Origin of the sequence: Pseudomonas fluorescens (assembly GCF_902497875.1) — a bacterium.
GTDB classification, from domain to species: Bacteria; Pseudomonadota; Gammaproteobacteria; order Pseudomonadales; family Pseudomonadaceae; genus Aquipseudomonas; species Aquipseudomonas fluorescens_BR.
Genome location: NZ_CABVHY010000006.1, coordinates 225,204 through 244,727 on the forward strand (window position 1 = coordinate 225,204; position 19,524 = coordinate 244,727).

The following is a 19,524-nucleotide window of genomic DNA, read 5'->3' on the forward strand; positions in this document are numbered from 1 at the left end:
ATGACGCCTGGTGTCTTACCCGAAAACGATCATGGAGTGTCAGCTGAGGCTGGGCGTCTCGGCAACTTGCTCGCCCAGCTTGTCGGCCAGGCGGACAAAGGCGGCCAGATCGAGCTGTTCCGGGCGCAGGCTGCCATCGACACCAGCGGCTTCGATTTCGGCATTGCTGAGCAGGGCTTTGAGCGTGTTGCGCAGCGTCTTGCGGCGCTGGTTGAAGGCTTCGCGAACGACGCGCTCAAGCAAGCGATGATCCTTGGCCGGGTGCGGCAGAACGGCGTGGGGCACCAGGCGGACAATCGCCGAGTCGACTTTTGGCGGCGGGTTGAACGCACCCGGACCGACGTTGAACAGGTGTTCGACCCGGCAGTGGTACTGCACCATGATCGACAAACGGCCCCAGTCCCCGCCGCCAGGGCCTGCAGCCAGCCGCTCGACCACTTCCTTTTGCAGCATGAAGTGCATGTCGCGGATCAGGCTGGCGTTGCGCAGCAGGTGGAAGATCAGCGGGGTGGAGATGTTGTACGGCAGGTTGCCAACCACTCGCAGGCTGCTGGGCGCGGCATTGAGGCTGGTGAAGTCGAACTTCAGGGCGTCGCCTTGATGCAGGTTGAAATTGCTTTTGCCGGCGAACTGCTGATTCAGGATCGGGATCAGGTCCTTGTCCAGTTCCACCACATCAAGCTGTGCACCGCTGTTGAGCAGGCCTTCGGTCAATGCACCCTGGCCCGGGCCGATTTCCAGCAGGCGGTCTTCAGGGCGGGCATGAATGGCGCGCAGGATACGGTCGATCACCCCGGCATCGTGCAGGAAGTTCTGGCCGAAACGCTTGCGCGCCCGGTGTTGGTAATGCTCGGTCATAAACGGGTCTCGGCCATCTGATAGGCGGTTTCCAGGGCGACTTGCAGGCTGCCGGTGTCGATTCTTCCGCTACCGGCCAGATCCAGGGCGGTGCCGTGGTCGACTGAGGTGCGGATGATTGGCAGACCGAGGGTCACATTGACTGCGGCACCGAAACCTTTGTATTTCAGTACGGGCAGGCCCTGGTCGTGGTACATCGCCAGCACTGCGTCGCAGTGCTCCAGATATTTGGGGGTAAACAGAGTGTCGGCAGGCAGGGGGCCGCGTAGATCCATGCCCTCACTGCGCAGACGCTCTAATGTAGGTTCGATGATGTCGATTTCTTCATGGCCCAGATGTCCACCTTCACCGGCATGCGGGTTGAGCCCGCAGACCAGGATGCGCGGCTGGGCAATGCCGAACTTTTGTTGCAGGTCGGCGTGCAGGATCCGCGTCACTCGCTCGAGGCGTTCCGGGGTGATTGCATCGGCAATCTGCCGCAAGGGCAAGTGAGTGGTGACCAGGGCCACGCGCAGACCGCGGGTGGCGAGCATCATCACGACTTGCGCAGTGTGGGTCAGGTCGGCGAGGAATTCGGTGTGGCCCGAGAACGGTATCCCGGCCTCGTTGATCACGCCTTTGTGCACTGGCGCGGTGATCATGCCGGCGAAATGCCCGTCGACACAGCCTTGGGCTGCGCGAGTCAGGGTCTGGAGCACGAACCCGGCGTTTGCCTTGTCCAGTTGCCCGGCAACGACGTTGGCCTGTAGCGGGGTATCCCAGACATACAGGCTGTTGGCCGGTGCCGGTGAGTCCGGCCAGCTGTCTGGAGTCACCGCCAGCAGGTCGACAACCACGCCCAGTTGCGCGGCCCGCTCAAGGAGCAGGTCGCGGCTGGTAATGGCAATCAGGGGATGTGGCTGGGGTAGCGAGGCGAGCAGCAGGCACAGGTCTGGACCTATGCCGGCCGGCTCGCCGGGAGTCAGCGCGAAACGCTTGGGTTTCACTGCTGTGCCTGGTCGGCGCCAGGGAGCTTGATTTCAACGTAGGCTTCGTCACGGATCTGACGTAGCCAGGTTTGCAGCTCTTCGTCGTATTTGCGGTTACGCAGCACGGTCATCGCCTGCTGTTCACGGGCTTGGCTGGTGCTGTCGGTGGCGCGACGGCCAAGGACTTCCAGAACGTGCCAGCCGTAAGAAGTCTTGAACGGTTTCGACAACTGACCCTGAGGGGTATCGGCCATTACCGTGCGGAATTCAGGCACCAAAGCGTTCGGGTCGACCCAGTTCAGGTCGCCACCGTTAAGGGCTGAGCCCGGGTCTTCGGAAAAGCTTTTCGCCAGTTCGGAAAAATCTTCGCCGGATTCGATCCGCTCGTAGAGTTTCTCGGCCAGGCGCCGGGTTTCTTCTTCGCTGCGAATTTCGCTGGGCTTGATCAGGATGTGGCGGACATGCACTTCGTCACGCACCTGAGTCTGGCCACCGCGTTTTTCCAGGATCTTCAGAATGATGAAACCACCCGGGGTGCGCATTGGTTCGGTGATGTCACCCACCGACATCGTGCTGAGCATGCGATCGAACGGAGGTGGCAATTGCGCTGCTTTACGCCAGCCCATGTCGCCGCCTTCCAGCGCGGTCTCACTGGCGGATCTGGCGATCGCCAACTGACCGAAGTCTGCGCCTTGCTTGAGCTGCTGATAAACATCGGCAGCCTGACGCCCGGCATTCTGAATGGCTTCAGAGTTGGCGCTTTCCGGGGTCGGGATCAGGATGTTGGCCAGACGGAACTCCTCGGATAGCTGCATCTTGCCCAGGTCCGAGGCGAGGAAGTTCTTCACTTCCTGCTCCGTTACCTGGACACGCTCAGCCACTCGACGCTGGCGGACCCGGCTGATGATCATCTCGCGGCGAACCTGCTCACGAGCATCTTCGTAAGACAGGCCGTCGCGGCTCAGGGCGGTGCGGAACTGTTCCACGCTCATGTTGTTGCGCTGGGCAATAGTGCCGATCGCCTGGTTCAGCTCCTCATCGGTGATGCGGATGCCGGAACGCTCGCCGATCTGCAGTTGCAGGTTTTCGACGATCAGGCGCTCAAGCACCTGCTGATCCAGTACGCCAGGTGGCGGCGCGGCAGCACCGCGCTTGGCGATGGTTTGCTGGACTTCATGAACCCGTTGGTCCAGTTGGCTCTGCATGACCACGTCGTTATCGACGATGGCCACTACCTTGTCGATGGACTGTACCGCGGCATTGGCCGCGGTACCCAGTAGCAATACACCCAGCAGCAGCGGGCGCAGAGAATCAGAAAGCTTGGTCTTCACGTTCACGATAACCTTGAATGCCTTTGTCGAGGAAGCTCTCTACTTTGGAGCCAACAACGCCTCCAAGCCCCTTCAGAACAATTTGGAGGAAGACGCCATGGTCGCCTTTTTCGTTTTGCGGAGCGTCTTGACTGAATTCGTCATAGTCGATCCAGTAACGGTTGATCAGGCGCAGTTTCCAGCAGCAGTTGTCGTACTCGAAACCACCGAAGGCTTCCAGGGTACGGTTTTGGTTGTAATCATACTGCCAGCGGCTGATGGCGTTCCATTGCGGCACGATCGGCCACATCACCGAGAAGTCGTGCTGTTTGATCTTGTAGTAGTCCTTCACGAAGCCTGGCTGGCCTTCAACACCATAATCGCCGCCGCCAACCTGCCAAGTACCGGTGGTCTGGTCGTAGCGGACCTGGTCGTTGCGATAACGATAACCGGCGTTGATGACTTTGTTAGGGTTGTCCTCCGGCTGGTAATGGAACATCGCGCTGCCCGAGCGAGGGCTGCCGCTGTCCGGATCCCAGTTGTAGTCGGCGGTGGCGCGCCAGTCGCGGTTGAAGCGGTATGCATACTCAAGTGCGTAAGGTGAAACGCTGGATTGTGCATCGTCGCGGGTTTTTGCATCGATACCCGGCAACTGAACTTCGCGGTCCTTGAAGTACAGGGCCTGGCCGACGCTGATGGTTTGGCGTTCGAAGCCGTTTTCTTCGATCCAGCGGTTGGTGATGCCCAACGACAGCTTGTTTTCGTCGCCGACACGATCGGAGCCGGTGAAGCGGTTTTCGCGGAACAGCGAGGAGTAGTTGAATGTACTTTCGCTGGTGTCGAATACCGGGATGTCGCTCTGGTCTTCCTCGGGTACATAGAGATAGAACAGGCGCGGCTCCAGGGTCTGGCGGTAGTTCTTGCCGAACCACTGGGTGTTGCGGTCGAAATACAGACCACTGTCGATACTGGCGATCGGCACACCACGGTTTTGGTTCTGGCTGAAGGTGCCGTTGAGGCGATCAGATTCGGCACTCTGCGCGGCGATCTGGCTCTTGCCTGCACCGTCGAGATCAAGATCGTACTGGGTGTACTTGTACTTGAGCGATGGCTTCAGGAAGCCATAGGTCCAGTTGAGTGGCAGGCTGACACCCGGCTCGAGGTCGAGACGATTACCGTTGGCGCGGGCCAGACCCTGAACGTTTCTATCGAGCCGCGGTGCTGCGACACCATCTTCATCGATGTAGTTACCGGTTTTCAGGTCCCGATCAAACCGCACGACTTCAGTGTTGTAAGCAAAGTTCAGCCCGCCTGGCTGGTACGGCAATGCACCATTGAAGGTGATCTGTGGCAAGCGGTTATATGGCGTGATATCCGAGACAGTCGCCAGCTCATAGGCTTGTGCATTGATCCGCGCGGTGTAGCTGTCGCCACGATAACTGACGGCACCTTGCTGATTCACGAAGTCCCTGGTTTGGATGCCGATCTGATCACTTTCCAGATCCTGGAAGTAATACGGATCGCTGATGTCGGTGTAGTCGACTTCGGTCAGCACGCGCGAATCAAGCCCGCCTTTATGCTGCCAGTTGAGCATGTAACGGGTTTTTTCGTAGTCGGACTGCAGTTTGCGGTCGTCATTCTCGTCGTTGAGGTAGGCGCCGCCGAACTGACCTTCACTGCCCTTGGTCAGGTAACGGAATTCGCCTTCCATCAACAGCCCGCGCTTGCTCATATAGCGCGGATACAACGTGGCGTCATAGTTCGGTGCCAGGTTGAAGTAGTACGGGGTGACCAGCAAGAAGCCGGTATCGCTGCCAGTGCCGATAGTCGGCGGCAGGAAGCCGGACTGGCGACGGTCATCGATCGGGAAGTAGATGTACGGGGTGTAGAGCACCGGAATGTCTTTGACCCGCAGGGTCACGTTGGTCGCGGTACCGAAGCCGGTCGCCGGGTTCAGGGTGATGTTGTTACCCTTGAGTTGCCAGGCATTGCTGTCCGGTTCGCACGTGGTGTACGTACCGTCCTTGAGGCGGATGATGGCGTTCTCGGCACGTTTGGCATATAGCGCGCTGCCGCGTACACGTGATTTGTGCAGCACGTATTCAGCGTTGTCGACCTTGGCTTCACCGGTATCGAGTTGCACATCGGCGTGGTCGCCGACCAGCAGCGCGCCGTTGTCGCGAACGCGAACGTTGCCGCTCAGCTCGCCGCGGTTTTCCGCCTGGTACAGGCTGGCCTCGTCGGCCTCGGCCTGCATGCTGCCCTGACGCATGACCACGTCACCGGCCAGGGTTGCGACTTGTTTGTCCTGCTCGTAACGCGAGGCTTTCGCGCCGATAAAGGTCGGAGCGTCTTTTTTATCCGTCTTGTCATTCATGCCAGGACGAATCGGTTCGACATAGGAACCCGAGCAATAAGGACCGGTCTCGGCCAATTGCGCAGCGGTGAGATTTTCGCGGGGTACCCAGTCGAGGTGGCTGTAGTCGGCACTGCGCGACTGCAGGCCGCGGCCCTTGGCCTCGGTAACCAGTGTGGTCTTGGCAGCGGTTTCGTCGCTTGCGCCGCTGTCCGCCGGGGTCTCGCCCGTCGCACTGACCGCGTCTGCACCATGCACGGGACGTGGAGGCAATTGAGCGGCGTTGGTTTTCGGCGCGCAGTCCCAGGCACCCGAAGCAGAGACTGAGCAGTCATACTGTTCCGCGGCGACCACGAACTGAGTGGCTAGAGGTTGCAGGGCCAGCAGACTGCCGGTAACCAACAACGGAAATTTTTTACGAAACGCGGGGGATTTCAATGCCATCTTATTAGTCCGGGCTTCCTGCGTGCCATCTGCCCGCGGTGGGGGCCGCACGCCTCTCGATGGTCTGAAAAAGATGCTGGATAATAAAGCATGACCCGCTTGACGGCTAGCGCCGTCGGAGACCCTTGCAATGCCTGATCAAGATGTACGCTTGCAACACCTGAAAGTTTGGCTCGATGAGCAATTGGCAATCCTCTATACCGCACAAGGCTGGGGCTCCGTACCCCCGGCTACATTGACTGCGGCCAGCAGCGATGCGAGTTTCCGGCGGTACTTTCGCTGGGAAGGGGAGGGTCGCAGCTTCATCGTGATGGATGCCCCGCCACCCCAGGAAAACTGCAAACCCTTCGTTGATATCGCTCAGCTGCTGGCGACATCCGGAATAAATGTACCGAAAATTTACGCACAGGACCTGCCGCGCGGCTTTCTTTTGCTCAATGACCTGGGCAACAAGACCTATCTGGACGTGATAAACGGCGAAAATGCCGACGATCTGTTCAACGACGCCCTGCAGGCATTGCTGGCCTTTCAGCAGTTGCCGATGGACGCTGCCCTGCCGAGTTATGACGTGGCGTTGTTGCGTCGCGAGCTGGAACTCTTTCCCGAGTGGTACGTGGGGCGTGAGTTGGGCATCCAGTTTGACCAGGAGCAACGGGTGCTCTGGCAACGAGTCAGCGAGCTGTTGATCGACAGTGCCCTGGCCCAGCCCAAGGTGTTGGTGCATCGCGACTATATGCCACGCAACCTGATGCTCAGCGAGCCGAACCCGGGCGTGCTGGATTTCCAGGACGCGGTCTATGGCCCGGTCACCTATGACGTGACCTGCCTGTTCAAGGATGCTTTCCTCAGTTGGCCAGAGGCTGGTGTACGGGGCTGGCTGGCAAGCTACTGGCAGCAGGCCGGCACCTTGGGTATTCCGGTACAGGCGGATTTCGAAGACTTTCTGCGTGCCAGCGACCTGATGGGCGTGCAGCGTCATTTAAAAGTGATCGGGATCTTTGCCCGTATCTGCCATCGTGACGGCAAACCACGTTATCTCGGCGATGTGCCGCGCTTCTTTGCCTACATAGAGGCCGTCGTGGCGCGCCGCCCCGAGTTGGCCGATTTGGCTGAGTTATTGACCAGCCTTCACCAGCCGGTCGGGGCGTCCGTATGAAGGCAATGATTCTGGCTGCGGGCAAGGGCGAGCGCATGCGCCCGCTGACACTGACCACGCCAAAACCACTGATTCGTGCGGGCGGGGTGCCATTGATCGAGCACCATCTGCGGGCGTTGGCGGCGGCTGGGTTTACCGAGATCGTCATCAACCATGCCTGGCTCGGTCAACAGATCGAGGACTACCTGGGTGATGGCTCGCAGTTTGGGTTAAGCATCCAGTACTCGCCGGAAGGAGATCCGCTGGAGACGGGTGGCGGTATTTTTCGCGCGTTACCGCTCTTGGGGGACGAGCCGTTCCTGGTGGTCAACGGCGACATCTGGACTGACTACGACTTCTCGGCGTTGCGCCAACCGATAGCCGGCCTTGCCCATCTGGTGATGGTCGACAACCCGGAGCATCACCCGAACGGGGGCGACTTTTGTCTGCAGGACGGGCAGCTTCGCGACGCTGAACCGGGGGCGGCGATGCTGACCTATAGCGGTATTTCGGTGCTGCATCCGAAACTGTTCGCGACGTGTGTCGCCGGGCCTTTCAAATTGGCTCCATTGCTGCGCGAGGCCATGGCGCAAGGGCAGGTCACAGGGGAACACATGCAGGGATACTGGATCGATGTTGGCACCCTGGAGCGTCTGGCACAGGTCGAACAACTGCTAGAAGCGAGCCGCTGATATGTTGTGGCCAGGGACTCTGATCGGAGCCGGAGCGGGGTTTTTCATAGCCAGCATTCCGGGGGCCATGCTTGGTGCGTTACTGGGACAGGCACTGGACCGGCGGCTGCAAGTGCAGGGCTGGGCCCATCTGCGCGAACGTTTGGGTGGGCGTGCGGCGCTGCGCAATGATGAGCTGTTGTTCGTCTTGTTGGGGCGCCTGGCCAAGTGCGATGGCCAGGTGGTCGAGGGCCATATCCAGCAGGCTCGTCAGGAAATGCGTGCGCTGGATATGAGTGAGCCGGTGCAGCAGCGCGCAATCGCTGCGTTCAATCGAGGCAAGTCCGGGCGTGACCACTTGCGTGGCTATTTGCGGCGCCTGAGTGCTCAGCCGCATGCGGCAGAGGGCGTATTGCGCGCCTGCTGGCGGATGGTCTGGGCTGATGGTCGGGCCAGCAGCGCCGAACGACAGCTGATCAAACTATGGGGCAAATGGCTGGGCTGGACACCGCAGCAGGTGCAAGCGCTGGCCAGTGAGTACGAGCCCCATAGAAAACCGCTGCTTAACAGTAGCGGAGCTTATCAAGAGGCAATGCGAGTGCTGGGGGTCTCGGCCACCAGTGAGCCCTCGCAGATCAAGCGTGCTTACCGGCGCTTGCTCAGCCGCCATCACCCGGACAAGATTGCCGGCAGTGGGGCCAGCCCGTCACAGGTGCGGGAGGCGACCGAGAAGACTCGCGAGCTGCACAACGCGTATGCGCTGATTCGTCAGCGGCGGGATTTTCGCTAGCCAGCGAATTTTGCGTTGCCTTGCTTCTTCCCTGTAGGAGCTAGCTTGCTCGCGATGGACGTCAACGATAACGCGTGTTTTCTGAATAAACGCGCCGCCCTTGAGTGCATCGCGAGCAAGCTCGCTCCTACAATGAACCGCCCTCGCAGGGTACATAGGTTCTTGTGGGGCCTGGGGGCGCTCAGCTGCCGCTGTTCTGCGGACTCAACCAGCCGCGAACACGCCGAAACAGCTGCTCTTGTTCGGCGGCGTTGTTCCCGGGCAGTGCATTCAAGGATATCTGGGTGAAGTTGGCGCTCTTCAAGCGTTTGCTCGCTTGCAAACGTTGCAGGGCGGCGTCGCGCGTCAGTGCCTTGTCCTTATAGAAGAAGTCGGCGGTTGCCACTTTCAGGGTCGGGGTCAGTTCCGCAAGCTCCGGTTGGCCGTTGAGCGGCTTTTGGGCGGCGATCATCACGAACTTCTCTATCTGCGAGGGCTGTTTCTCGCTCAGGTAACGCGCGGCCCAATAAGCCCCGGTGCCATGGCCCAACAAAACGATGCTGCGGGCATTCTGCTGTTCGGCAAAAGCGATCGCCGCATCGATTCGGGCGAAAATCCGCTCGGCGTCGGCCTTGACCTGCTCTTCGGAAGTTTCGGCGACGGCCCGATCAGCGATGTCCGCCTCACCACCGGCCGCTTGTTCGATGGGTTTGGGCGCAGCAGTGCTGGCCTCTTTGCTGCTAGTGTCCACGGCGGCCGGAGCGGGCGCGGCTTCGACAATCCGCGGCTGGCTGGCCTCGCTGCGCAGGTCCGGCAAGGTAATGCTCAGACTGCTCCAATGGGCATCCGGCAGTTTTCGCCGCAATGGGCTGATTGCTTGAGGCCAGTCAGCTGTTTCGCCAGCGCCAGGGATGATAATCACCGCACCGCGGGGTTCGCCGGTATTGGCCGGTTTCCAGAGTGCGAGGAAATTGTCGTTGCCAGCCAGCAACTGCTGTTGTTCCTGCTGCGGGACTTGTCGTTCGAGGGCCGCCGCGTCTTCCTGGCTGCGCTCAAGCAGCGGTTGACGCTCCAGCGGCTTTTCTTCTTGGGTTTTTTCCGTGGCGGTAGGAGCCGGGTCGGCGGCCTCGACTGAAAACGCACAAGGCAGGATCAGCGACAGGCACAATGCAGGCAGTGCCGAGCGGTAGACAGGGGGCATCGGATATTCCAGGCCAGAAGTAATTCCGGCAGCCTAATGGGTTGGTCAGTATTTGTCAGTGTGTGAGATTTCAGATGATGCGTTTTCGCTGCCTGTTGGTTATCGGCTGTTTTTGCCTGCCCTTGATGGCAATGGCGGCGCCTGCGCCTGTGCCTCCTGTTCCTGGCGCGCAATTGAATGCTGAACAACGTCACTGGCTCGAGCAACACCCCGAGCTGCGTGTGGGGCTGGTGCTGCAAGCGCCGTACGCCCAGTTCGATCGCCGCTTGCAGCGATTGTCCGGGGCCAACGTCGAGCTGATGCAATGGTTGGCCAAAGCCCTTCAGGTCGAGCTGAGTTGGCGCAACTTTGCCGATCAGGCGCAGTTGGAGGCCGCCGTGCGCGATGGCGAAGTCGACATCGCCCCGGGCCTGACTCAAACCCCTGGGGGGCTTAAACTCTGGCAGTTTTCCGACCCCTATATGCGGGTTCCGCAACTGATCGTCAGCGCCCAGAAGGAGGCCGGTGCTGTTGAGCTGGAACAGCTCGACAGTCAGACCCGCGTCGCGGTGCGCATGCCCAGTACGGTTGCCGATTATCTGCGCAGTACCTATGGCAATCTCAATCTGCAAGGTGTCCCCCTGGAGCGCCAGGCACTACAGCTGCTGTTGAGCCAGCAGGCCCGATACGCGGTGGTTGATGAAGCGCAGCTCGGTCGCTTGTCCTCCGAGCCGGAGTTCGCTGACCTGGTGGTGGTCGGTGATATCGGACTGCCGCAATTGCTGCGGATCGCTACCCGACGTGATTGGCCCGAGCTGGCAGGGATCGTTGAAAGGGCGCTGCATGCCATTGCGGCGAAGGATCTGGAGCGGCTGCACAATCGCTGGTTGCAACCCCAGTATCCGCGCCTGGTCGAGTCGCGGGGCTTTTGGCAGAACCTCTGTCTGTTGCTGGCAGTGTTGTTGTTCAGCAGCATGGCCATCGTCGCCTGGCAGCGTCGCCAGCAAAGCAGCCTTGAGCAACGTTTGCTGGCAGCCAGAGAAGATATCGCCCAGCGTGAGGCCAGCGAAGAAGCCTTGCGCCTGACGCAGTTTTCCATTGATCAAAGCACGGTGGGCATCCTCTGGGTCAACTGGGACAGTCATGTCCGTTACGCCAATCGGGCCGCGGAATCGATGCTCGGTTATGCCCCGGGTGGCGTCATCGACCGGCCCTTGATCGACTTCGAACCTGGTCTGAACATGGACCGCTGGCTGACCCTGTGGAAGCGCGCCCGCGCCAGTGAAGAAGGGCCACAGAGTTTTGAGACCCACTGCGTTCGGGCCGACGGCAGTATTTTGCCCACCGACGTATCGCTGAGTTTCATGCGCTTTCGCGATGGTGAGTATCTGGTGGTCTATCTCAACGACGTCACTGAGCGTCGTCGGGCCCTGGCCGCCTTGCAGGAAAGCGAGGCGCGCTTGCAAGGCATCGCCGCGAATGTGCCGGGGCTGGTTTTTCGCCTGGAGCGCGCACCGGTCACCGGGCAGATCGATTTTGCCTATATCAGTGAAGGCAGCGAGAGCCTGGTGGGTTATTCCCCGGCGACACTCAGCCATCGCGACATGGGTTTGCGCAGCCTGGTCCACCCGGACGACAAGGCCAGCTATCACCGGACCCAGGATCAGGCCCTGGACACCGACAGCGACTGGTCCTGGCAAGGGCGAATCGTGACCCGCCAGGGCGAGCAACGCTGGGCGGAGATCAAGGCAATCACTCGGCGTCTGGAGGACGGCGCGGTGGTCTGGGACGGGATTGTCTGGGACATCAGTGAAAGCAAGCGCATCGAGCTGGAGTTGGCCAGTTCCCGCGAGCAGTTGCGCGAGTTGTCCGCTCACCTGGAGAGCGTGCGGGAAGAGGAAAAAGCCCGTATCGCCCGCGAAGTTCACGATGAGCTGGGTCAAATGTTGACAGTGCTCAAGCTCGAAACCTCAATGTGCGAGCTGGCCTACGCGCAGCTCGATCCAGGCTTGAACGAGCGGCTCAACAGCATGAAACGGCTGATTGCCCAGCTGTTCCAGCTAGTGCGCGATGTAGCCACGGCGCTGCGTCCGCCGATTCTTGACGCGGGGATCGCTTCGGCCATCGAGTGGCAGGCGCGCCGATTCGAGGCGCGCACACAGATTCCGTGCCTGGTACAGGTGCCGGAAAACCTGCCAGTCCTCAGTGACGCCAAGGCCATCGGTTTGTTCCGCATCCTGCAGGAGGCGCTGACCAATGTCATGCGCCATGCTCAGGCGCATACTGTCGAACTGAGCCTGACCCTGGAAGGTGGCGATTTATGCCTGACGGTCAGCGACGATGGTCAGGGCTTCGTCCCGACCACCGGCCGGCCGACGTCGTTTGGTGTGGTCGGCATGCGCGAGCGGGTGTTGATCATGGGCGGCAGTCTGTCGCTGGAAAGTGAGCTGGGGGAAGGCACGACATTGAGCGTGCGAGTGCCGCTGGGTGAGTCCTGATGGTGCTGCTTGGTTTGAATTAATCAGGAGAAGAAAGTGATCCGTGTACTGGTAGCCGAAGACCACACCATTGTTCGTGAAGGCATCAAGCAATTGATCGGCCTGGCCAAGGATCTGATTGTGGTGGGGGAGGCAAGCAATGGCGAGCAACTGCTCGAAGCCTTGCGCCATATTCCCTGTGAAGTAGTGCTGCTGGACATCTCCATGCCCGGCGTCAATGGTCTGGAGGCGATCCCGCGGATTCGCGCGCTGAACAATCCTCCGGCAATTCTGGTGCTGTCGATGCACGACGAAGCGCAGATGGCCGCGCGGGCATTGAAAGTCGGTGCCGCCGGTTATGCCACCAAGGACAGCGATCCGGCGCTGCTGTTGACCGCGATCCGCAAGGTTGCGGCCGGCGGGCGGTACATCGACCCGGACCTGGCCGACCGGATGGTCTTCGAAGTCGGTCTGACCGATTCGCGGCCATTGCATTCGTTGCTCTCGGAGCGCGAATTTTCGGTGTTCGAGCGCCTGGCCCAAGGCGCGAACGTCAACGACATCGCCCAGCAGCTGGCGTTGAGCAGCAAGACCATCAGTACCCACAAGGCGCGGCTGATGCAGAAACTCAACATCACGTCTCTTGCGGAATTGGTGAAATACGCCATGGAGCACAAGCTGCTCTGACACAACCAATCCCACAGGCTCACTGCCGATCAATGTGGGAGCGAGCTTACTCGCGATAGCTGCTTAACATTCAACATAGGTGTCGGCTGGTATTCCGTCATCGCGAGCAAGCTCGCTCCCACAGGATCGTGCCGGCATATCCATTTGCGACATCCCCGCGGAACCGCTTTTGCCTGTTCTTGAGGCTTGCCGCTTGAAACGTGCCTCTGCTGCTCTCCAATCCCGCCATCCTTGTAGGGCAATCCCTACCCCGAACTTTCCATCCGGCCTAGGCGAATCTCTCATACCCCCCGATTTGCGTGCTCCCCAGCCTCCACTAGGCTTAGTCCACGGCAGTCCAAAAACAAAAGGTGTGGGTATGAGCGAGGTCAATTCAAGCGCTGGGGCCAATGATGTTCTGGTCAGCTTTCGTGGGGTGCAAAAGAGCTACGACGGCGAGAACCTGATCGTCAAAGACCTCAACCTGGAGATTCGCAAAGGTGAATTCCTCACCTTGCTCGGGCCTTCCGGCTCCGGCAAGACCACCAGCCTGATGATGCTGGCGGGTTTCGAGACCCCGACTGCCGGCGAAATCCAGCTGGCCGGGCGCTCGATCAACAATGTGCCGCCGCACAAACGCGACATCGGCATGGTGTTCCAGAACTATGCGCTGTTCCCGCACATGACCGTCGCCGAGAACCTCGCGTTCCCGCTGTCGGTGCGGGGCCTGAACAAGACCGACATCAGCGATCGGGTAAAACGCGTGCTGAGCATGGTTCAGCTCGACGCCTTCGCCCAGCGTTATCCGGCCCAGCTTTCCGGTGGTCAGCAACAGCGTGTGGCCCTGGCCCGGGCGCTGGTGTTCGAACCGCAGCTGGTGCTGATGGACGAACCCCTCGGTGCTCTCGATAAACAGCTGCGTGAACATATGCAGATGGAAATCAAGCACCTGCATCAACGCCTGGGTTTGACAGTGGTCTATGTGACCCATGACCAGGGTGAAGCGCTGACCATGTCCGACCGGGTAGCGGTATTCCATCAGGGCGAGATCCAACAGATCGCGGCCCCGCGCACCCTCTACGAAGAACCGAAGAACACCTTCGTCGCCAACTTCATCGGCGAGAACAACCGTCTCAATGGCCGCTTGCACAGTCAGAGCGGTGATCGTTGCGTGGTCGAGCTCAGCCGCGGCGAGAAGGTCGAGGCGCTGGCGGTGAATGTCGGCAAGACCGGCGAGCCAGTGACCCTGTCGATTCGTCCTGAGCGGGTGAGCCTGAACGGCTCCAGCGAATCCTGCGTCAACCGCTTCTCGGGGCGCGTGGAGGAGTTCATCTATCTGGGCGACCACGTCCGCGTCCGCCTGGAAGTCTGCGGCAAGAGCGATTTCTTTGTGAAACAACCGATCGCCGAGCTGGATCCGGCTCTGGCAGTCGGTGATGTGGTACCGCTTGGCTGGCAGGTCGAGCACGTTCGCGCGCTCGACCCACTTCTAGAGGCGCATTGATCGCCCCCTTGCTTCACCAACACCAACCCTGCACGTGGAGAGAACAATAAATGTTGAGATCCCTGAAATTCACCGCTTTGACTCTAGGCCTGATGGGGGCGGCGCACGCGATGGCGGCGGGCCCGGACCTGACCGTGGTGTCCTTTGGCGGGGCGAACAAGGCGGCTCAGGTCAAAGCCTTCTACGCACCCTGGGAAGCGGCGGGCAACGGCAAGATTGTCGCCGGCGAATACAACGGCGAGATGGCCAAGGTCAAAGCCATGGTCGACACCAAGAGCGTGTCCTGGGACCTGGTGGAAGTGGAATCGCCAGAGCTCTCCCGTGGCTGTGACGAAGACATGTTCGAGCAACTCGATCCGGCGCTGTTCGGCAAGACCGAGGACTACGTCAAAGGCGCTATCCAGCCTTGCGGCGTGGGCTTCTTCGTGTGGTCGACCGTGCTGGCCTACAACGCCGACAAGCTGAAAAGCGCACCGGCCGGTTGGGTGGATTTCTGGGATACCAAAAAATTCCCGGGCAAGCGTGGCCTGCGTAAAGGCGCCAAGTACACCCTGGAATTCGCCTTGATGGCTGACGGCGTTGCGCCCAAAGACGTCTACAAAGTGCTGGCCGGCAAGGACGGCCAGGATCGCGCCTTCAAGAAACTCGATGAGCTCAAGCCAAGCATTCAGTGGTGGGAAGCGGGCGCTCAGCCGCCGCAGTACCTGGCTTCCGGCGACGTAGTGATGAGCTCGGCCTACAACGGCCGGATCGCTGCCGTGCAGAAAGAAAGCAACCTGAAGGTCGTGTGGAACGGCGGTATCTACGACTTCGACGCATGGGCAATTCCAAAAGGCCTGGATAAAGCCAAAGCCGAAGCTGCGAAGAAGTTCATCGCCTTTTCGGTCATGCCGCAGCAGCAGAAGACCTACTCGGAAAACATCGCTTACGGCCCGGCCAATACCCAGGCCGTTCCGCTGTTGTCCAAAGATGTCCTCAAAGACATGCCGACCACTCCGGAAAACATCGCCAACCAGGTGCAGATCGACGTCAGCTTCTGGGCTGACAACGGCGAGCAACTGGAGCAGCGCTTCAACTCGTGGGCAGCCAAGTAGGAGCTGCCGCAGGCTGCGATCTTTTGATCTTGTTTTGGATCTTCGGCGCTCTCACCGGCCTTAAAAGATTGCAGGCTGCGCCAGTTCCTACGGGATCTGTGTTTTAAACATAAACAGAGGCGGCCTTCCGGTTATGGGATGCCGCCCTCTGTAACGATCAAAGATTTCCGGAGTTCGCTATGGCCATCACCGTTCCCTTGAACGAGGTCACCAGCCCCACCTTGAAACAGCGACTGGCGCGCGCCGAGCGGCTCAACCGCTGGAAGGCACAAGCCTTGATCGCGCCCTTGGTGCTGTTTCTGTTGCTGGTGTTCCTGGTGCCGATCGTGGCGCTACTCTACAAGAGCGTCGCTAACCCGGAAGTGGTCGGCGGCATGCCGCGTACCGTTACCGCTGTAGCTGCCTGGGATGGTCGAGGCCTGCCGGGCGAGCCGGTGTACAAGGCCGCCAGCGAAGACCTGGCCGAAGCGCGCAAGAATCAAACCTTGGGCGATCTGTCCAAGCGCCTGAACATGGAGTTGGCCGGCTATCGCAGCCTGCTGACCAAAACCGCGCGAGCGCTGCCGTTCCAGACCGAACCGGCCTCGTATAAAGACGCAATGGAAAGTCTCGATGAGCGTTGGGGCGATCCGGCGTACTGGCAGGTGATCCGCCGCAACACCAGCAACCTGACACCTTATTATCTGTTGGCAGCCGTCGATCACCGTATCGACGACCTGGGTGAAATCGCCCCGGCCACGCCCGACCAGGCGATTTACCTCGATATTTTCGCCCGTACTTTCTGGATGGGCCTGATCATCACCGCGATTTGCCTGGTGCTGGCTTATCCCTTGGCTTACCTGCTGGCCAACCTGCCGTCGCGTCAAAGCAATCTGCTGATGATTCTGGTGCTGTTGCCGTTCTGGACCTCGATCCTGGTGCGGGTGGCGGCGTGGATTGTCTTGCTGCAATCGGGCGGCTTGATCAACAGTGGTCTGATGGCCATGGGCATCATCGATAAACCGCTGGAGCTGGTGTTTAACCGGGCCGGGGTCTACATCTCCATGGTGCACATCCTCTTGCCGTTCATGATTCTGCCGATCTACAGCGTGATGAAAGGCATCTCACCGACTTATATGCGGGCGGCGATTTCCCTCGGTTGCCATCCGTTTGCCAGCTTCTGGCGGGTGTACTTCCCGCAGACCTATGCCGGTGTCGGCGCCGGTTGCCTGTTGGTGTTCATTCTGGCGATTGGTTACTACATCACCCCGGCACTGCTCGGCAGCCCCAACGATCAGATGGTCAGTTACTTCGTCGCCTTCTACACCAACACCAGCATCAACTGGGGTATGGCGACTGCGCTCGGTGGGCTGCTGCTGTTGGCGACCGTCGTGCTCTATCTGATTTACAACTGGCTGGTGGGCGCCAGTCGCCTGCGCCTGAGCTAAGGAGAGAATCGAAATGCTGAGCCCTTACATGTCACCCGTTGAGCGGGTCTGGTTCTACAGCTTGCGTATTCTCTGCGGGCTGGTCCTGTTGTTCCTGATCCTGCCGGTGCTGGTGATCATTCCGTTGTCGTTCAACTCCGGCAGCTTCCTGGTCTACCCGCTGCAAGGTTTCTCGTTGCATTGGTACCAGGATTTCTTCGCCTCGGCGGAGTGGATGCGCGCCCTTAAGAACAGCATCATCGTCGCTCCGGCGGCGACCGTACTGGCCATGGTGTTCGGCACGCTGGCGGCCATCGGACTGACGCGGGGCAATTTCCGTGGCAAAGCGCTAGTGATGGCCTTGGTGATTTCGCCGATGGTGGTGCCGGTGGTGATCATCGGTGTGGCCAGCTACCTGTTCTTCGCTCCGCTAGGGCTGGGCAACAGCTTCTTTTCACTGATCGTGGTGCATGCGGTGTTGGGCGTGCCCTTCGTGATCATTACCGTGTCGGCGACCTTGCAGGGGTTCAATTACAACCTGGTGCGCGCGGCCGCCAGCCTTGGCGCTTCGCCGCTGACGGCCTTCCGTCGGGTGACCTTGCCGTTGATCGCTCCAGGAGTGATCAGTGGTGCGTTGTTTGCCTTCGCAACTTCGTTCGATGAGGTGGTGGTCACGTTGTTCCTCGCCGGTCCCGAACAAGCGACCTTGCCTCGGCAGATGTTCAGCGGTATCCGCGAGAACCTCAGCCCGACCATCGCCGCGGCGGCCACCCTGTTGATCGCCTTTTCGGTGATCCTGCTGCTGACCCTGGAATGGTTGCGTGGGCGTAGCGAGAAGCTGCGTACGGCGCAGGTCTAAAACGCGGCGCAACACCTGTAGGAGCTGCCGGAGGCTGCGATCTTTTGATCTTTCGCTTGAAACTCGAGTGAGATCGAGAAAAAAGATCGCAGCCTGCGGCAGCTCCTACGACGGTATATTTCCCAGCTATCCTTGTGCCAGCTCTCAAAACGATAAGAGGCTGAGCCGATGAGTCTGTCTTCCTTCAAAATCGCCCACTGTATGCGGGCCTATCGCGCAGCCAATTAGAGTCCAATCATCGAGGTCACAGTGCGCGCTGGAAAGCATGCGGTATACAATGCGCGCCATCGTGAATATGCTCAAAAAAGGTGCGTCATGCAGCCCTTCGCTATTGCTCCGTCGATTCTCTCCGCCGATTTCGCCCGTCTGGGAGAGGAAGTGGACAACGTTCTCGCCGCCGGCGCCGATATCGTGCACTTCGATGTCATGGACAACCACTACGTGCCGAACCTGACCATCGGCCCGATGGTCTGCGCCGCGCTGCGTAAATATGGCATTACCGCGCCGATCGACGCGCACCTGATGGTCAGCCCGGTGGATCGCATCATTGGCGACTTCATCGACGCCGGTGCGACTTACATCACTTTCCATCCGGAAGCCACGCTGCACGTCGACCGTTCCCTGCAAATGATCCGTGAAGGCGGTTGCAAGGCCGGTCTGGTGTTCAATCCGGCTACCCCGCTGGACGTGCTCAAGTACGTGATGGACAAAGTCGACATGATCCTGCTGATGAGCGTCAACCCGGGTTTTGGCGGGCAGAAGTTCATTCCCGGGACCCTCGACAAACTGCGTGAAGTGCGGGCGCTGATCGATGCGTCGGGGCGCGACATCCGCTTGGAGATCGACGGTGGGGTCAATGTGAACAACATTCGCGAAATCGCTGCAGCAGGTGCCGACACCTTCGTCGCCGGCTCGGCGATCTTCAATGCACCGAACTACCAAGAGGTGATCGAAAAGATGCGGTCCGAACTGGCGCTGGCTCGCCCATGAGTGGCTTTGAGCAGCTGTTCCCCGGGCGTCTGCCGCGGCTGGTGATGTTCGATCTGGATGGCACCCTGGTCGATTCGGTCCCTGATCTCGCGGTGGCCGTGGATAACATGCTGCTCAAGCTCGGACGCCCGACCGCCGGTATTGAATCGGTGCGTGAATGGGTTGGCAACGGCGCGCCGGTGCTGGTTCGCCGCGCTCTGGCTGAAAACCTCGATCATTCCGGCGTCGACGATGCCGAAGCCGAGCAGGCTTTGGAGATCTTCATGGAAGCCTATGCGCAGAGCCATGAACTGACCGTGGTCTATCCCGGGGTGCGCGACACGCTGAAATGGTTGCACAAGCAGGGCGTGGAAATGGCCCTGATCACCAACAAGCCCGAACGGTTTGTCGCACCCTTGCTGGACCAGATGAAGATCGGCCGGTATTTCCGCTGGATTATCGGCGGTGACACCCTGCCGCAGAAGAAACCCGATCCGGCGGCGCTGTTTTTCGTGATGAAAATGGCCAACGTGCCAGCGTCCCAGTCGTTGTTCGTCGGTGATTCGCGCAGCGATGTGCTGGCGGCGAAAGCGGCGGGGGTGAAGTGTGTTGCACTCAGCTATGGCTACAACCACGGCCGACCGATAGCCGAAGAGTCGCCGGCGCTGGTGATCGATGACCTGCGCCATTTAATTCCCGGTTGCCTGGATCTTGCCGCTGGGATAACGTTGGCCGACGTTGCTCAACCCCCTCCTAGAGATTCCATCGTGGTGGTCACTCGCAAGCTCTGGATGAAAGTCATCAAGGCCCTGGCCCGCTGGCGTTGGCGCGCCTGACTTGATTCTGGCCGGTTATCCG

General features: G+C 60.0%; 16 protein-coding genes. 11 read left to right on the plus strand and 5 right to left on the minus strand.

Features of this window, described 5'->3' with window-relative positions:
- Positions 1-39: 39 nt before the first annotated feature.
- Genes rsmA through F8N85_RS08060 form a run of 4 tightly spaced genes read right to left on the minus strand, consistent with a single transcriptional unit; the run spans position 40 to position 5,936 of the window.
- Positions 40-858, minus strand: a complete 819-nt coding sequence (gene rsmA, locus F8N85_RS08045; protein WP_150803110.1) for a 16S rRNA (adenine(1518)-N(6)/adenine(1519)-N(6))-dimethyltransferase RsmA — start codon at positions 856-858, stop codon at positions 40-42.
- Positions 855-1,844 carry a 4-hydroxythreonine-4-phosphate dehydrogenase PdxA gene (gene pdxA, locus F8N85_RS08050; RefSeq protein WP_150803111.1) on the minus strand — a complete coding sequence of 330 codons (990 nt, stop codon included), beginning with the start codon at positions 1,842-1,844 and terminating at the stop codon, positions 855-857. Before pdxA ends, rsmA begins: the two co-directional genes overlap by 4 nt.
- Complete coding sequence (gene surA, locus F8N85_RS08055) at positions 1,841-3,157, minus strand: peptidylprolyl isomerase SurA (protein ID WP_150803112.1); 1,317 nt, start codon at positions 3,155-3,157, stop codon at positions 1,841-1,843. The genes pdxA and surA overlap by 4 nt, the downstream gene beginning before the upstream one ends.
- The gene (locus tag F8N85_RS08060) at positions 3,138-5,936 is read right to left on the minus strand and encodes an LPS-assembly protein LptD (RefSeq protein WP_150803113.1); all 2,799 of its coding nucleotides are present in this window, start codon (positions 5,934-5,936) and stop codon (positions 3,138-3,140) included. Before F8N85_RS08060 ends, surA begins: the two co-directional genes overlap by 20 nt.
- A 130-nt stretch (positions 5,937-6,066) precedes the next feature.
- Here F8N85_RS08060 and F8N85_RS08065 point away from each other — a divergent pair, with 130 nt between their 5' ends.
- Genes F8N85_RS08065 through F8N85_RS08075 form a run of 3 tightly spaced genes read left to right on the plus strand, consistent with a single transcriptional unit; the run spans position 6,067 to position 8,532 of the window.
- Positions 6,067-7,092: an aminoglycoside phosphotransferase family protein gene (locus F8N85_RS08065; protein ID WP_150803114.1), complete on the plus strand. Its 1,026-nt coding sequence runs from the start codon at positions 6,067-6,069 to the stop codon at positions 7,090-7,092.
- Positions 7,089-7,763 carry an N-acetylmuramate alpha-1-phosphate uridylyltransferase MurU gene (gene murU / locus F8N85_RS08070; protein WP_150803115.1) on the plus strand — a complete coding sequence of 225 codons (675 nt, stop codon included), beginning with the start codon at positions 7,089-7,091 and terminating at the stop codon, positions 7,761-7,763. Before F8N85_RS08065 ends, murU begins: the two co-directional genes overlap by 4 nt.
- A gap of 1 nt (position 7,764) precedes the next feature.
- Positions 7,765-8,532 (plus strand): TerB family tellurite resistance protein, encoded by a 768-nt coding sequence (locus F8N85_RS08075; RefSeq protein ID WP_150803116.1) that lies wholly within the window; start codon positions 7,765-7,767, stop codon positions 8,530-8,532.
- 181 nt (positions 8,533-8,713) lie between these two features.
- On the opposite strand, the gene F8N85_RS08085 is transcribed toward F8N85_RS08075, so the two are convergent.
- Positions 8,714-9,712 carry an alpha/beta hydrolase family protein gene (locus tag F8N85_RS08085; protein WP_150803117.1) on the minus strand — a complete coding sequence of 333 codons (999 nt, stop codon included), beginning with the start codon at positions 9,710-9,712 and terminating at the stop codon, positions 8,714-8,716.
- A gap of 74 nt (positions 9,713-9,786) precedes the next feature.
- Between F8N85_RS08085 and F8N85_RS08090 the strand changes: the two genes are divergently transcribed.
- From F8N85_RS08090 to F8N85_RS08125, 8 genes are all read left to right on the plus strand, one after another.
- Entirely contained in the window at positions 9,787-12,189 is a 2,403-nt protein-coding gene (locus tag F8N85_RS08090) for a PAS domain S-box protein (RefSeq protein WP_150803118.1), read from the plus strand.
- Positions 12,190-12,225: 36 nt separating this feature from the next.
- Complete coding sequence (locus F8N85_RS08095) at positions 12,226-12,855, plus strand: response regulator transcription factor (protein WP_150803119.1); 630 nt, start codon at positions 12,226-12,228, stop codon at positions 12,853-12,855.
- Between the two features lie 358 nt (positions 12,856-13,213).
- The gene (locus tag F8N85_RS08100) at positions 13,214-14,338 is read left to right on the plus strand and encodes an ABC transporter ATP-binding protein (RefSeq protein ID WP_150803120.1); all 1,125 of its coding nucleotides are present in this window, start codon (positions 13,214-13,216) and stop codon (positions 14,336-14,338) included.
- 50 nt (positions 14,339-14,388) lie between these two features.
- On the plus strand, positions 14,389-15,432 hold the full coding sequence (locus F8N85_RS08105; RefSeq protein ID WP_150803121.1) for an ABC transporter substrate-binding protein: 1,044 nt from the start codon (positions 14,389-14,391) through the stop codon (positions 15,430-15,432).
- 179 nt (positions 15,433-15,611) lie between these two features.
- Positions 15,612-16,859, plus strand: a complete 1,248-nt coding sequence (locus F8N85_RS08110) for an ABC transporter permease (protein ID WP_150803122.1) — start codon at positions 15,612-15,614, stop codon at positions 16,857-16,859.
- 13 nt (positions 16,860-16,872) lie between these two features.
- Positions 16,873-17,697: an ABC transporter permease gene (locus F8N85_RS08115; RefSeq protein WP_150803123.1), complete on the plus strand. Its 825-nt coding sequence runs from the start codon at positions 16,873-16,875 to the stop codon at positions 17,695-17,697.
- 315 nt (positions 17,698-18,012) lie between these two features.
- Positions 18,013-18,687 carry a ribulose-phosphate 3-epimerase gene (rpe, locus tag F8N85_RS08120; protein WP_150803124.1) on the plus strand — a complete coding sequence of 225 codons (675 nt, stop codon included), beginning with the start codon at positions 18,013-18,015 and terminating at the stop codon, positions 18,685-18,687.
- On the plus strand, positions 18,684-19,502 hold the full coding sequence (locus tag F8N85_RS08125; protein ID WP_150803125.1) for a phosphoglycolate phosphatase: 819 nt from the start codon (positions 18,684-18,686) through the stop codon (positions 19,500-19,502). The genes rpe and F8N85_RS08125 overlap by 4 nt, the downstream gene beginning before the upstream one ends.
- The last annotated feature ends 22 nt before the right edge of the window (positions 19,503-19,524 follow it).

Coding starts and splice junctions, on each gene's coding strand:
- rsmA (WP_150803110.1), bottom strand. CDS start 858: ATGACCGAGCATTACCAACACCGGGCGCGCAAGCGTTTCGGCCAGAAC.
- F8N85_RS08060 (WP_150803113.1), bottom strand. CDS start 5,936: ATGGCATTGAAATCCCCCGCGTTTCGTAAAAAATTTCCGTTGTTGGTT.
- F8N85_RS08065 (WP_150803114.1), top strand. CDS start 6,067: ATGCCTGATCAAGATGTACGCTTGCAACACCTGAAAGTTTGGCTCGAT.
- murU (WP_150803115.1), top strand. CDS start 7,089: ATGAAGGCAATGATTCTGGCTGCGGGCAAGGGCGAGCGCATGCGCCCG.
- F8N85_RS08075 (WP_150803116.1), top strand. CDS start 7,765: ATGTTGTGGCCAGGGACTCTGATCGGAGCCGGAGCGGGGTTTTTCATA.
- F8N85_RS08085 (WP_150803117.1), bottom strand. CDS start 9,712: ATGCCCCCTGTCTACCGCTCGGCACTGCCTGCATTGTGCCTGTCGCTG.
- F8N85_RS08090 (WP_150803118.1), top strand. CDS start 9,787: ATGATGCGTTTTCGCTGCCTGTTGGTTATCGGCTGTTTTTGCCTGCCC.
- F8N85_RS08100 (WP_150803120.1), top strand. CDS start 13,214: ATGAGCGAGGTCAATTCAAGCGCTGGGGCCAATGATGTTCTGGTCAGC.
- F8N85_RS08105 (WP_150803121.1), top strand. CDS start 14,389: ATGTTGAGATCCCTGAAATTCACCGCTTTGACTCTAGGCCTGATGGGG.
- F8N85_RS08110 (WP_150803122.1), top strand. CDS start 15,612: ATGGCCATCACCGTTCCCTTGAACGAGGTCACCAGCCCCACCTTGAAA.
- F8N85_RS08115 (WP_150803123.1), top strand. CDS start 16,873: ATGCTGAGCCCTTACATGTCACCCGTTGAGCGGGTCTGGTTCTACAGC.
- rpe (WP_150803124.1), top strand. CDS start 18,013: ATGCAGCCCTTCGCTATTGCTCCGTCGATTCTCTCCGCCGATTTCGCC.
- F8N85_RS08125 (WP_150803125.1), top strand. CDS start 18,684: ATGAGTGGCTTTGAGCAGCTGTTCCCCGGGCGTCTGCCGCGGCTGGTG.